The following is a 12,848-nucleotide window of genomic DNA, read 5'->3' as shown; positions in this document are numbered from 1 at the left end:
GGCCCGTCGGTTCGGACCCATCGGTTCAGTCGCGCAGGAGCCACCCGGTCTGGCCCGTCAGGGACTTCATCAGGTTCTCGAGCTTATCGTCGTAGGTCGTCTGGCAGCCCAGCGCGGCCTGTTCGGTCAGCGCGGACTCCCTGCAGTCCTGGAGCTCCTGCTGCATCGGGTAGAACGCAACATTGCTGATCGTGCCCAATAGGCACCAGCCGCAGCCCAATATTGCAATGATCACAGTCGGCAGCCAGGTTCCCCCGCGCTTGGCACGGGTCGAGGCGATGGCATAGCGGATGGCCCAGATGATCCCGGCGGCGGCGAACAGCCCCGCGGTCAGGCGCCAGGGCAGGGTGTAGAGGCTGGTCAACAGCGCGGCGGCGAACAGCACCATCATGACCATGCCCTCGCGGCCGGCCCTGGCGATCAGCTCCTTTGTCTTCTCATCGGGTTCGGTCGGTGTCGGGTTGCCGGGGCCGGTGCCATTCGGATCAAAAGAACTCACCGGATCAGTTTGGCATAGAATATGAGCGTGCGTTGTGTGCTCTTGGCTTCCGGAACAGGTTCGTTGACCCAGGCGGTGCTGCGCGCATTCCCGCCACGGCCCCAGGATGCGCGCCCGGCGCCCTCCGACGGCACCGGGGTGGAAATCGTGGCGGTCGGCTCCGACCGCGCCGATGCGCCGGTGTTGGACAAAGCCGCGGCCGCGGGCGCCACGACATTCACCTGTCTGCCGCGCGACTTCGCCGATCGGGCCGCCTGGAACCGTGGACTGCGTGATCTGGTCGCGGGATTCGAACCCGACTGGGTGGTCAGCGCCGGTTTCATGCGCATCCTCGGCGATGAGTTCGTCACGGCCTTCCCGCAGCGGATCATCAACACCCATCCGGCTCTGCTTCCGTCATTCCCGGGTGCCCACGGCGTCCGCGACGCCCTGGCCTATGGGGCTAAGGTCACCGGTTCGACCATCCACTTAGTCGACGAGGGCGTCGACACGGGTCCCATCATCGCCCAGTTCCCGGTCGCCATCGCACCGGAGGACACAGAGGCGAGTCTGCACGAACGGATCAAGGCGGTGGAACAGCGGGAACTCGTGAACCTGCTGGAATTCCTCGGCCGGTCCTCCCTCAGTCTGACCGGTCGGATCGTGACCGGTTATGCGCCCCCGGCGTAAACCGCAACAGCTAGCCCAAGGAGACAACGTGGAAGGCGTCCGCCCTATCCGTCGTGCACTCATCAGCGTCTATGACAAGACCGGATTGGAGGACCTGGCCCGTGGCCTGGCCTCCGCCGGCGTCGAAATCGTGTCCACCGGCTCGACCGCGGCGAAAATCGCCGCCGCCGGTGTGCCAGTGGTCAAGGTCGAGGACCTGACCGGGTTCCCGGAATGCCTCGAGGGGCGCGTCAAGACCCTCCACCCCCGCGTCCACGCCGGGATCCTGGCCGATACCCGCAAGCCGGAACACCTGGCACAGCTGGAGGAACTGGGCGTCGAGGCCTTCGAACTGGTCGTCGTCAACCTGTATCCGTTCCAGCAGACGGTGGCCTCCGGCGCCGGGTATGACGAGTGCGTCGAGCAGATCGACATCGGCGGTCCCTCGATGGTCAGGGCAGCTGCCAAGAACCATCCCTCCGTGGCAGTGGTCGTCGACCCCGCCCGCTATCAGGAGGTCGTCGCGGCGGCCGCCTCCGGGGGCTTCGACCTCGCCACTCGCAAGCAGTTGGCGAAGGCGGCCTTCGAGCACACCGCGGCCTACGACGTCGCAGTCGCCAACTGGTTCGCCGCGCAGCTGGACGAACCCGCGGACCTGCCGCAGTTCTTCGGCACCACGGGTGTCAAACTGCACGATTTGCGCTATGGCGAGAACTCGCACCAGAACGCCGCCGTCTACACCGACGGCACGCATGGCCTGGCCACGGCCACCCAGCACGGCGGCAAGGAGATGTCCTACAACAACTACCAGGACACCGACGCAGCCGTCCGCGCCGCCTACGACTTCGACCGACCGGCCGTGGCCATCATCAAGCACGCCAATCCCTGTGGCATCGCGGTGGCCGACTCCGGCGTCGCAGCGCACAAGCTCGCCCACGCCTGCGATTCGCTGTCGGCATACGGCGGTGTCATCGCCACCAATGTCGAGGTCGACATGGCCTTCGCGGAATCGGTGCGCCCGATCTTCACCGAGGTCATCGCCGCTCCGTCATTCGCCCCGGATGCCCTCGAACTGCTGCAGACGAAGAAGAAGAACCTGCGCATCCTGGAACTGGGCGACTACCAGCCGATCAAGCGCGAGTTCCGCCAGATCTCCGGGGGTGTGCTCGTCCAGGACCGCGATAACTTCCAGGCCGCCGGCGACCAGGTCTCCGGCTGGCAGCTGGTGTCAGGGGAGGCCGCGGACGCAGCGACTCTGGCCGACCTGGAATTCGCCTGGCGCGCCTGCCGGGCCGTGAAGTCCAACGCGATCCTGCTGGCCTCCGGCGGAGCCTCGGTGGGCGTGGGCATGGGCCAGGTCAACCGGGTCGATTCGGCGCACCTCGCGGTGGACCGGGCAGGGGCCGAACGGGCCAAGGGCTCCGTCGCCGCCTCCGATGCCTTCTTCCCCTTCGCCGATGGCCTGCAGGTGCTCATCGACGGCGGCGTCAAGGCCGTTGTGGCCCCCGGCGGTTCGATCCGCGACGACGAGGTGATTGCAGCGGCCGCCGCCGCCGGCATCACGATGTACTTCACGGGAACGCGCCATTTCTTCCACTGAGCCGGGCCCTCGGCCCCTTTCCACGCCACCCAAGCGGGGGCGTGGAAAGGGGCGTGGTCCCATTTCGAAACGCTGGATCTACTGGAAGCGCAGGTTCTCCAACCCGACGATGCGCGACTGGTTCCTGGGCCTGTGCCTGGTGTGGATCGTCGTTTCGTGCGCCCTGATGTTCGTACAGTTCAGGCTGGCCGCCTTCGTTCTGGCACTGTGCCCGATCACGATCGCGATCATGCGACTAAGCCCCACCGGGTTCCAACACGCCTGGTCGAACCGCACCCCGGCATATGATGCGACGGTGGGGTTTTTGGCGGGTTTCGGACTGATCGTCTTGGCCGCCGTCGTGCCGGGGGGTTAGGCTGGGAGTACGTGTTCGGCATCGGCGTTCCGATGCCGGGCCGTGGAACCATCCGATCCGACTCGAGGAGGACCATATGGGAATCGAAGACTTCGCCAACAAGGCCAAGGACGCGCTGGACAACGACCAGGTCAAGGACAAGGTCTCAGGCGCGACCGACTCCGCGGCGGAATTCGCCAAGGACAAGACCGGCGGTAAGTTCGACGAGCAGATCGACGGCGCAGCAGATACCATCAAGGGCAAGCTGGGCGGTCAGTGAGCTAGTCGCCACTGCCGAACGGGCCCCTGTCCGGATCCACTGGATCCGGACAGGGGCCCGTTGGCGTTGGCCTGGTTTTCCGCCTTAGAGCTTGTCAACCGGGGCATAGCGCAGCAGCAGTCGCTTGACACCGGCCGAGCCGAAGTCCACCTGGGCGACTGTTTTATCACCGCTGCCCTTGACCTCGACGACGGTGCCCAGTCCGAAGGACTCGTGGGACAGTTTGTCGCCGGGGACCACGGAGATCGCCTCACGGCCGGGCCTGATCCGGTTCGGGAACCCGCCGAGGCCCTTCGACCCACTCGCCCGGGACGCGGAGCCGGAACCGAACGCCGGGGAGCCGAAACCGGCCGAACCACCGGACCCAGTGGACTCCCATTCGATCAGATCCTGCGGGATCTCGACGAGGAAGCGACTGGGCGGATTATACTGCGGCTGTCCCCACATGGAGCGGGTCTCGGCCCGGGAAATGAACAATCTGCGTTTGGCGCGGGTCAGACCGACATAGGCAAGCCGGCGTTCCTCGTCCATCTCCTGTTTCGAACCCATGGAACGCTGGTGCGGAAAGGTCCCGTCCTCCATCCCGGTGAGGAACACCACGGGGAACTCGAGGCCCTTGGCGGTGTGCAGGGTCATCAGGGTGACCTCGCCCTGATCCTGGTCGGGGATCTGGTCGGCGTCGGCGGAGAGCGAAACCGATTCCAGGAACTCCTCCAAGCCGGCGTCGGGCTGGCGCGTGTGGAAGTCCTCGGCCACCGCGACGAGTTCGGCCAGGTTGTCCACCCTGGCCTCGTCCTGCGGATCCCGGCTGGAGCGCAACTCATCGAGGTACCCGGTCTGCTCCAACACCGCCTCGATCACCCGCGAGGGTGCGGCCCCATCCGTGGTGGTGCGCAGTTCGGCCAGCAGTGTCCGGAAGGCCGCGAGCGGCTTGAGCGAGCGGGAGGTCAGCCCGGGGATCTCGTCCGTGCGCTCCAGGGCGTCGAAGAAGCTGATGCGCTCGCGGGCTGCGAAGGCCGCGACGAAGGCCACCGTGCGATCGCCGATCGACCGCTTGGGCACGTTGATGATCCTGCGCAGGTTGACATCGTCTGCCGGATTGACCAGCACCCGGGCGTATGCCAGGGCGTCCTTGATCTCCTTGCGCTCGTAGAATTTGGTGCCGCCGACGACCTTGTAGGGCAGGCCGGCACGGATCAGCGCGTCCTCGAGCGCGCGGGACTGCGCATTCGTGCGGTAGAAGATCGCGAAGTCGCCGTAGGTGTAGCCGGCGTCCTCGTCGCGCAGCCGGTCGATTCGATCGACGACGAACTGCGCCTCGTCGGCCTCCGTCTGCGCGACCCATCCGGTGATGAGCTCGCCATCGCCCCGGTCGGTCCACAGCCGTTTGACGCGGCGGCCCTCGTTGTTGCTGATGACCGCGTTGGCAGCACTCAGGATGTTCTGGGTGGACCGGTAGTTCTGCTCCAGCAGAATGGTCGTGGCGTCGGGGAAGTCCTTTTCGAACTCCACGATATTGCGCACCGTCGCGCCGCGGAAGGCGTAGATGGACTGGTCGGCATCGCCGACCACCGTCAGTTCTGCGGTGTCCACCTGCGCATCGGCCCCCGCCAGTGCGCGGATCAGCCGGTACTGGGCCGGATTGGTGTCCTGATATTCGTCGACCAGGATATGTCGGAACCTGGCGTGGTAGTTCGCGGCAACGGCGGGGAATGCCTCCAGCAGGCCCACGGTCTCCATGATGAGGTCGTCGAAGTCGTAGGCGTTGGCCAGGCGCAGCCGATCGGTGTAGCGGCGGTAGACGTCCAGCAGCACCCGGTCGGCGGGGGAATCGGACTTCATAGTGGCGGCGAAGTCATCGACGTCGACCAGATCGTTCTTCCGGTTGGAGATCCGGTGCTGGAGGGACTTGGGGGTGAACTTCTTGGAGTCGAGGTCGGCCTCCTTGACCACCTGGGTGATCAGGCGCAGGGAGTCTGCGGAATCGTAGATCGTGAAATTGGACTTGCGTCCCAGGGTCGCGGCCTCGCGGCGCAGGATCCGCACGCAGGCGGAGTGGAAGGTCGATATCCACATGGCTCCGGCCGCCCGGCCCACCAGGGAGGCGATGCGCTCCTGCATCTCCCTGGCCGCCTTGTTCGTGAACGTGATGGCCAGCACCTGTCCCGGGTGGGCCCGGCCACGGGCCAGGGCATAGGCGATCCGCCTGGTCAGCACGGTGGTCTTGCCGGAGCCGGCACCTGCGACGATGAGCAGCGCCGAGCCGGTGTGTGTGACCGCCTGGGCCTGCTGGGGGTTCAGGCCCTCGAGCAGGTGTGCGGCCGTGTCGTCGTCGGACCGTCGGCCGGTATCGGCTCGTTGATCACCGCCGGCCTGTGCGGACGCGGCCGCCGAGGGCGCGGGAGCCCTGCGGCCGGCGGTCGGGGCGGTGTTGAGGAAATCGAAAGGAGAACTCATCACATCTGCAAACTAACAGGCGGCCCTGACACACCATGGTGCGGGCCGCCTATCGCTAGGAGGGAGTCGGGGAGAATCGGTCAGGCGTAGGGCAGGACCAGAGCCGCGATCACGGCGAGCAGGGCTGCGCCGAAGGACAGATGGGCGAAGGTGGCCGAGGGCTGCGGCTTGGCGTCGGCGGCTCCCGTATAGGCCTTCTGCCGCTTATTGCCCAGGAAGGCGAAGACCGCGACCAGAATGCCCAGCACCAGCTTGACGCCCAGCACCCCGCGCATGCCCATGGTCGCGCTGTGCTGTGCCTCCAGCAGGCCGAACATGATGATGCCGGTGAGCAGCTGCAGGTAGGATCCGTGCAGCATTCCGGGGATGACCTTGGGGTTCTTGATGTTGGCGAAATACGAGCCGACGATGATGGCCATGCCGAGCAGGTGGAGGAATAGGAGGACGCTTTGCAGAATTGCCATACGGCATATTTTAGTGGAAAGATAATCAACCGTATGCTTAGCTCCGCCTGGGTGAGCGGCTGCACATGCCGGTGTGCATGGGCTGTGGTTCAGGTGGTGTGACAGTGGACAATCCGCCATGGTGTAACGGCAGCACGCCGGCCTTTGGAGCCGTGCAGTCCAGGTTCGAATCCTGGTGGCGGAGCGTTGTGCAATCGGTCGGAAGGGAATGCGCATGACCGAACATCGGCCTGCAGCCGTCATCGTATTGGCCGCGGGAGCTGGAACCCGCATGAAGTCAGCCACACCCAAGGTGTTGCATCGGATCGGCGGTCGCACGCTGGTCCACCATGCGCTGGCCGCCGCGGCGGGCACGGGGGCGGATCACCTGGTCGCGGTGCTGCGACACGAGCGGGAACTGGTCGCAGGCCATATTGCGCAGTTGGCAGACGAACTGCCCCTGACCGTCGAATTGGCCGAGCAGGGCCAGGTCCCCGGCACCGGTGCCGCCGCTGAATGTGCGCTCGGGGTCCTGCCGGTGGATCTGGCGGGCACCGTGGTCGTGACCTACGGCGATGTGCCCCTGTTGACCTCGGAAACCCTCGACGAACTGGTGGGATTCCACGAGGCCGGTGGCAATGGCGTCACCGTGCTCAGCGCCCAGCTGGGCGATCCGACCGGCTACGGCCGGATCGTGCGCGACGCCTCGGGCGCACTCGAGCGCATCGTGGAGCAGAAGGACGCCGATGAGGCGACCCGCGCGATCACGGAGATCAACTCGGGCATCTACGCTTTCGATGCCGCGGTGCTGCGCACCTCGCTGGCCAAGGTGTCCACGGAGAACAATCAGCGGGAGAAGTACCTGACCGATGTCATCGAGATCGCCCGTGACGCCGGATCGCCGGTGGCCGCTCTGCCGATCGACGATGTCTGGCAGGTCGAGGGTGCCAACGACCGGGTGCAGTTGGCGGGTCTGGGTGCCGAGCTCAATCGTCGGATCCTTACGCACTGGATGCGCGAGGGCGTGACGGTGGTCGACCCCACCGCCACCTGGATCGATGCGGATGTGGAACTCGCCGCAGACGTCACGATCCTGCCGGGCGTGCAGCTGCACGGGGCGACGAAGGTCGATACAGGGGCCGAGATCGGCCCGGACTCCACCCTGACCGACGTCGAGGTGGGCGCCGGCGCCAGTGTGATCCGAACCCACGGGAGCCTGTCGGTGATCGGAGCGGGAGCCAAGGTCGGCCCCTTCGCCTATCTGCGCCCCGGCACCGAACTGGGCGCCGACGGTAAGATCGGGACCTTCGTGGAGACCAAGAACGCCCACATCGGCCGGGCCTCGAAGGTACCCCACCTGACCTACGTCGGGGATGCCACGATCGGCGAGGAGTCGAATATCGGCGCCTCCTCGGTCTTCGTCAACTACGACGGGGTGAACAAGCACCACACCACCGTCGGCTCGCATGTGCGCACCGGTTCGGACACGATGTTCGTGGCCCCGGTGAACGTGGGCGACGGAGCCTATTCCGGTGCCGGGACCGTGATCCGCAAGGACGTTCCCGCCGGCGCGCTGGCCCTGACCTATGGCCCGCAGAAGATCGTCGAAGACTGGGTCATCGAGCATCGCCCGGGAACCCCCGCGGCGGAGGCGGCTGCTGCCGCGAAGAAGAAGTCAGAAGAAGACTAAACAGGGAACACGGGTAGAAGGGGAAGACACGTGAACTCAATCACGACGGCGGGCGAGAAGCGCCTCGTCCTGGTCACGGGACGGGCTAACACCGAACTTGCGGAGCAGGTGGCCGAGAACCTCGGGACGGAACTGTTGCCGACGGATCTGTACAACTTCGCCAACGGCGAGATCTATGTGCGGTTCGGGGAATCGGTGCGCGGTGCGGACGCATTCGTCATGCAGTCGCACTGTGCGCCGATCAACGACTGGGTGATGGAACAGCTGATCATGATCGACGCGCTCAAACGCGCATCGGCCAAGCGGATCACCGTGATCGCGCCGTTCTTCCCCTATGCCAGGCAGGACAAGAAGCACCGCGGCCGCGAGCCCATCTCGGCCCGCCTGCTGGCCGATCTGTTCAAGACCGCCGGCGCCGACCGGGTGATCACCGTGGATTTGCACACTGCGCAGATCCAGGGCTTCTTCGACGGTCCGGTCGACCACCTGGTGGCAATGCCGATCCTGGCCGATTACGTCAAGCAGAAGTACACCGGCGATCTGGCCGTGGTATCCCCGGACGCCGGGCGCATCAAGGTCGCCGAGAACTGGTCTGCGAAGCTGGGCGGTGCCCCGCTGGCCTTCATCCACAAGACGCGTGACATCACGCGGCCGAACCAGACGAAGGCCAACCGGGTCGTCGGCGATGTCGAGGGCCGCACCTGCGTGCTGGTCGACGACATGATCGACACCGGCGGCACGATCGTGCAGGCCGCAGAGGCCTGCATGAATGCCGGAGCCACGGGCGTTGTCATCGTCTCCACGCACGCGGTCTTCTCCGGACCCGCCGTGGAGCGCCTGGAGAACTCCGTGGCTCAAGAGGTCATCGTGACCAACACGCTGCCCTTGGAAGACGAGAAGAAGTTCGACAAGCTGACCGTGCTGTCGATCGCCCCGCTGCTGGCCCGCGCCGTGCACGAGGTGTTCGAGGACGGCTCGGTGACGAGCCTGTTCAATATCTGATAACATATTATCGTTTGCCTCGGCGAGGGAGGCCCGGTTGGGCTCTCCGTTATCGACGCGGTTCTTCGACACGCTCCTGCGGTTCACGCCCGGTCCTGTGTTCGAGCCCCGACGCCCGAGGAATCGAACCGATCAAAGGAGTGAAACATGGCTGATATCAATCTGAGCGCCGAACTGCGCGAGGGCTTTGGCAAGGGCGCTGCCCGCACCCTGCGCCGCGCCGGTCGCGTGCCCGCCGTCGTCTACGGTCACGGCACCGATCCCGTCCACATCTCGGTGGATGCGCACACCACCCGCCTGGCCCTGCGCCACGCGAATGCGCTGTTCGAGCTGGAGATCGCCGGGGGCGAGAACACCCTGGCCATCGCTCGCGAGGTCCAGAAGCACCCGGTGAGCCGCGAACTCGAGCACATCGACTTCGTCATCGTGCGCCGCGGCGAAAAGGTCGAGGTCGACGTTCCGCTGACCCTGGTCGGCGAGGCCGCACCGAGCACCCTGGTCCAGCACGAGGAACTGACCCTGGCGGTGCTGGCGGACGCGACCGCCCTGCCCGAGTCGATCTCGGTCGACATCACCGGCCGCGGAGTCGGTGAGCACGTGTTCGCCAAGGACATCGCGCTGCCCGCCGGTGTCGAGCTGGTGGCCGACCCCGAACTGCTGGTCGTCAACGTCTCCGCCGAGATCAGCGAGGCCCAGCTCGAGGCCGAACTGGGCGAAACCCCCGCGGACGACGAAGCTGCAGAGGAAGAGACCCCCGCAGCGGAGTGACCCGGACACCGGTGAACAACCGGTGATGTCCACGGCGGCCGCACACCGCACCTGAGGGTGCGGTGTGCGGCCGCCGTCGTGTTATCGAGGAGAGACGCAATGAGCGATACCTGGCTGATCATCGGGCTGGGCAATCCAGGGGCGCGCTACGCCGGGACGCGGCACAACATCGGGCAGTTGGTGATCGACGAGCTGCTCGAGCGCACCGGCTCCCGCCTGGGATCGACCAAGGCCAGGGCGCAGGCGGCCACGACCCGGCTGCCACGGTCGGCAGGTGGCCCGGGACCCAGGTCGATCCTGGTCAAATCATCGACCTATATGAACGACTCCGGTATCCCGGTAGGGCAACTGGCCCGCTTCAATTCGGTGCCGGCCGATCACGTCGTGGCGATCCATGACGATGTGGACCTGCCCTATGAGTCGATCCGGTTGAAGCTGGGCGGGGGAGAGGGCGGACACAACGGTTTGCGCTCGATCAGCAGCCATTTGGGCACCAAGGACTATCTGCGTGTGCGCGCAGGGGTGGGCCGGCCGCCGGGCCGGATGGACACCGCAGATTACGTGCTGCAGCGTTTCAGCGCAGCGGAGCGGACCACCCTGCCGATCTTCGTCGGGGAGCTGGCCGACGCGGTCGAGGCGCTCGTCTCCGAGGGGCTGCAAGCGGCCCAGCAGAGGTTCCACTCGCGCTGACCGTAGGGCGCGGTGGCCCGAGCGGACGGGGCCCGGGAAACCAACTGGTTTCCCGGGCCCCGTCCGCTCGTCGGTGGAGTGCCGCCGTGGTCTCAGACGATCTGACGCAGATTCGTCCTGGCGAGGTCGACGAGTTCATCGCCCTTGCCGCTCATCACGGTGCGGATGGCATAGAGCGCGAAGCCCTTGGCCTGCTCGGCGGTCACAGCCGGGGGCATCGACATCTCCTGGCGCTCGGTGATGACGTCGAGCACAGCGGGACCGTCGTAGGCGAGGAACTCGCGCACCACCTCGGGCAGCTGCGAGGACTTCTCGACACGGAAGCCCTTGATGCCGGTGGCCTCGGCCACCTTGGAGAAATCGGGGTTGGCCAGATCGGTGCCGAAGGTGACGAAGCCGGCCGCCTTCATCTCCAACTCCACGAAGTTCAGCGAGGAGTTGTTGTAGACGACAGTCTTGACGGGCAGCTTGTTCTGCACCAGGGTGATGAGCTCGCCCATCATCATGGCCAGTCCACCATCGCCGGACATGGAGATGATCTGGCGCTTCGGGAACGCCGCCTGTGCACCGATCGCGTGGACCAGGCCATTGGCCATGGAACCGTGGTTGAATGAACCGATCAGCCTGCGCTTGCCGTTCATCGTCAGATAGCGGGCGGCCCAGACCACGGGTGAACCCACATCGGGGATGAACACGGCGTCGTCATCGGCCATCTCATCGATCAGGCGGGTCAGGTACTGCGGGTGGATGGGCCGGGAGTCCCTGGTGGGGCTGGCCAGATCGTCCAGCTTGCCACGGGTCTTGCCGTAGTGCTTGCGCATGGCGTCCAGGTGCTTGGAGTCCTTCTTCTGGCGCACCAGGTCGGTCAGCGCCGCGCAGGTCTCCTTGACTCCGCCGCGCAGTGGGACGTCGACAGGGGTACGCCTGCCCAGGTTCTCCCCGCGGATGTCCACCTGCACAATGGTGGCGTGCTCGGGGTAGAACTGCTGGTACGGGAAGTCCGTGCCCAGCATCAACAGCGTGTCGCAGGCCTGCATCGCGTGGTAGCCGGAGCTGAAGCCCAGCAGGCCGGTCATGCCGACGTCGTATGGGTTGTCGTATTCGACGAACTCCTTGCCGCGCAGTGCATGGACGATGGGGGCCTGGAGCAGGCCCGCCAGTTCCACAAGTTCGTCGTGGGCGCCCTGGGCGCCCGCACCGGCCAGGATGGTGATCTTGCGGCCCTCGTTCAGTGCCCGAGCCGCGGTCTGCAGTTCAGCGGCGGCCGGGACGGTCTGTGAGGCCGTGGGCAGAACCGGTACGACTGGTTTGCCCGCCGATGGCTTGAGCGCGACGTCACCGGGGATGACGAGCACGGCAACGCCGCGGCGCTCGATCGCCTCGCGCATCGCAATGCGCAACAGCCGGGGCATCTGCGCCGGGTTCGAGACCTCTTCGGCGAAGACCGAGCACTCCCGGAACAGTTCGGTGGGGTGCGTTGCCTGGAAGTACTCGCTGCCGATCTCCTCCGACGGAATGTGGGCGGCGATGGCCAGCACGGGCACCCGCGAACGCTGTGCATCGAACAGGCCGTTGATGAAGTGCAGGTTGCCAGGGCCGCAGGAACCCGCGCATACGCCCAGATTCCCGGTCAGTTCGGCATCGGCGGCCGCGGCGAAGGCGGCGGCCTCCTCGTGCCGGACGTGGACCCAGGAGATGGCGTCGTCGGTGCGCAGGGAATCGGTGAAGCCGTTGAGGGAGTCACCGGGAATGCCGTAGACACGGGTGATACCGGATGCGCGGAGGTGGTCCACGATATCGGAGGCAATTGTCGCCACTGTGCTGATCTCCTCGTTCGGATGGCGGGCCCGTTCGAGCCCGGACGGTCAGGGTCAATGTTACGCCGTCGCAGTCGGGCGCAGACCAGACCCCCGCATGCCCCGCCCAGATGTCCCTGCCAGGACACTCCGGCGGTGCCGGGGACCAGGCCGGCGAACAGCGAGGCCCCATAGGCTCCGAAGACCAGCAGGGCCACCGCCCACAAGCCGATGCGGCGTGGCCAGTCGGGGGCGTAGAAGCCGGCCAGGAGCAGATAGGCGAAGTACGCGAAGATCAGCCCGGATGCCCCGACGGTGGTGACCCCTGGTGGGTTGAGGATGAAGGCCGCGAGTCCCGAGGCCAGCGCGCCCACTGCCGTGACGATCCAGAACCGGGCGACGCCTGCCGTGGTGACCAAGCAGCCCAGGATCAGGAAAGGTGCGGAGTTGGCCAGCAGATGGGGCCAGTCGGCGTGCAGGAGGGGCGAGGCCACAACGCCCGCCAGGGAGGCGGGGCGCCAGGAGGTCAGCCCCAGGTGCGTGAGGCCGCCTGGCACGAACCATTCGAGGCCGCGAATGACCCACATGAGTACCAGCAGTAGCGCTGGGGAGAGGAAACGCAGACCGTAGGATCGCATGCC

At 66.2% G+C, this 12,848-nt stretch carries 12 protein-coding genes, 1 tRNA gene and 1 pseudogene; 9 read left to right on the top strand and 5 right to left on the bottom strand.

Annotated elements, in window-relative coordinates:
* Nucleotides 1-25 precede the first annotated feature (25 nt).
* Nucleotides 26-499, bottom strand: a complete 474-nt coding sequence (locus NQ036_RS13340; protein WP_257059544.1) for a hypothetical protein — start codon at nt 497-499, stop codon at nt 26-28.
* Between the two features lie 27 nt (nt 500-526).
* Between NQ036_RS13340 and purN the strand changes: the two genes are divergently transcribed.
* The 4 genes from purN (at nt 527) to NQ036_RS13320 (ending at nt 3,361) form a co-directional block, all read left to right on the top strand.
* Nucleotides 527-1,168 (top strand): phosphoribosylglycinamide formyltransferase, encoded by a 642-nt coding sequence (gene purN, locus NQ036_RS13335; protein ID WP_257049850.1) that lies wholly within the window; start codon nt 527-529, stop codon nt 1,166-1,168.
* A gap of 28 nt (nt 1,169-1,196) precedes the next feature.
* Nucleotides 1,197-2,747 (top strand): bifunctional phosphoribosylaminoimidazolecarboxamide formyltransferase/IMP cyclohydrolase, encoded by a 1,551-nt coding sequence (gene purH / locus NQ036_RS13330; protein WP_257059542.1) that lies wholly within the window; start codon nt 1,197-1,199, stop codon nt 2,745-2,747.
* Nucleotides 2,748-2,856: 109 nt separating this feature from the next.
* A complete protein-coding gene (locus NQ036_RS13325) occupies nt 2,857-3,102 on the top strand; it encodes a hypothetical protein (RefSeq protein WP_257049848.1) in 246 nt (81 codons plus the stop codon).
* Nucleotides 3,103-3,178: 76 nt separating this feature from the next.
* Complete coding sequence (locus NQ036_RS13320; RefSeq protein WP_257049847.1) at nt 3,179-3,361, top strand: antitoxin; 183 nt, start codon at nt 3,179-3,181, stop codon at nt 3,359-3,361.
* Nucleotides 3,362-3,445: 84 nt separating this feature from the next.
* Here NQ036_RS13320 and pcrA read toward each other — a convergent pair whose 3' ends face one another.
* Together pcrA and NQ036_RS13310 are read right to left on the bottom strand one after the other, a co-directional pair.
* On the bottom strand, nt 3,446-5,818 hold the full coding sequence (pcrA, locus tag NQ036_RS13315; RefSeq protein ID WP_257049846.1) for a DNA helicase PcrA: 2,373 nt from the start codon (nt 5,816-5,818) through the stop codon (nt 3,446-3,448).
* An 80-nt stretch (nt 5,819-5,898) separates the two neighbouring features.
* Nucleotides 5,899-6,282 (bottom strand): hypothetical protein, encoded by a 384-nt coding sequence (locus tag NQ036_RS13310; protein ID WP_257049845.1) that lies wholly within the window; start codon nt 6,280-6,282, stop codon nt 5,899-5,901.
* A gap of 112 nt (nt 6,283-6,394) precedes the next feature.
* Here NQ036_RS13310 and NQ036_RS13305 point away from each other — a divergent pair.
* The 5 genes from NQ036_RS13305 to pth all read left to right on the top strand — a co-directional run bounded on the left by NQ036_RS13305 (nt 6,395) and on the right by pth (nt 10,411).
* Nucleotides 6,395-6,466: transfer RNA gene (locus NQ036_RS13305), tRNA-Gln, on the top strand.
* Nucleotides 6,467-6,496: 30 nt separating this feature from the next.
* Nucleotides 6,497-7,951, top strand: a complete 1,455-nt coding sequence (glmU, locus tag NQ036_RS13300; protein ID WP_257059541.1) for a bifunctional UDP-N-acetylglucosamine diphosphorylase/glucosamine-1-phosphate N-acetyltransferase GlmU — start codon at nt 6,497-6,499, stop codon at nt 7,949-7,951.
* 30 nt (nt 7,952-7,981) lie between these two features.
* Nucleotides 7,982-8,953: a ribose-phosphate diphosphokinase gene (locus NQ036_RS13295; RefSeq protein ID WP_257049843.1), complete on the top strand. Its 972-nt coding sequence runs from the start codon at nt 7,982-7,984 to the stop codon at nt 8,951-8,953.
* Between the two features lie 147 nt (nt 8,954-9,100).
* A complete protein-coding gene (locus NQ036_RS13290; protein ID WP_257049842.1) occupies nt 9,101-9,721 on the top strand; it encodes a 50S ribosomal protein L25/general stress protein Ctc in 621 nt (206 codons plus the stop codon).
* 99 nt (nt 9,722-9,820) lie between these two features.
* A complete protein-coding gene (gene pth / locus NQ036_RS13285; RefSeq protein ID WP_257059540.1) occupies nt 9,821-10,411 on the top strand; it encodes an aminoacyl-tRNA hydrolase in 591 nt (196 codons plus the stop codon).
* 92 nt (nt 10,412-10,503) lie between these two features.
* Here pth and poxB read toward each other — a convergent pair whose 3' ends face one another.
* Nucleotides 10,504-12,228 carry a ubiquinone-dependent pyruvate dehydrogenase gene (gene poxB / locus NQ036_RS13280; protein ID WP_257049767.1) on the bottom strand — a complete coding sequence of 575 codons (1,725 nt, stop codon included), beginning with the start codon at nt 12,226-12,228 and terminating at the stop codon, nt 10,504-10,506.
* Nucleotides 12,229-12,308: 80 nt separating this feature from the next.
* Nucleotides 12,309-12,794 (bottom strand): annotated as a pseudogene (locus tag NQ036_RS13275) (rhomboid family intramembrane serine protease); the annotation flags it as partial.
* Nucleotides 12,795-12,848: the final 54 nt, after the last annotated feature.

The organism is Brevibacterium sp. 91QC2O2, from assembly GCF_024580695.1.
Taxonomy (GTDB): Bacteria; Actinomycetota; Actinomycetes; order Actinomycetales; family Brevibacteriaceae; genus Brevibacterium; species Brevibacterium moorei.
This window is presented reverse-complemented; position numbering and strand designations above follow the sequence as displayed.

What these genes read in the sequence shown, in the direction of transcription:
- NQ036_RS13290 (WP_257049842.1), top strand. Translation starts at nt 9,101, where the DNA reads ATGGCTGATATCAATCTGAGCGCCGAACTGCGCGAGGGCTTTGGCAAG.
- pcrA (WP_257049846.1), bottom strand. Translation starts at nt 5,818, where the DNA reads ATGAGTTCTCCTTTCGATTTCCTCAACACCGCCCCGACCGCCGGCCGC.
- glmU (WP_257059541.1), top strand. Translation starts at nt 6,497, where the DNA reads ATGACCGAACATCGGCCTGCAGCCGTCATCGTATTGGCCGCGGGAGCT.
- NQ036_RS13320 (WP_257049847.1), top strand. Translation starts at nt 3,179, where the DNA reads ATGGGAATCGAAGACTTCGCCAACAAGGCCAAGGACGCGCTGGACAAC.
- pth (WP_257059540.1), top strand. Translation starts at nt 9,821, where the DNA reads ATGAGCGATACCTGGCTGATCATCGGGCTGGGCAATCCAGGGGCGCGC.
- NQ036_RS13325 (WP_257049848.1), top strand. Translation starts at nt 2,857, where the DNA reads ATGCGCGACTGGTTCCTGGGCCTGTGCCTGGTGTGGATCGTCGTTTCG.
- NQ036_RS13310 (WP_257049845.1), bottom strand. Translation starts at nt 6,282, where the DNA reads ATGGCAATTCTGCAAAGCGTCCTCCTATTCCTCCACCTGCTCGGCATG.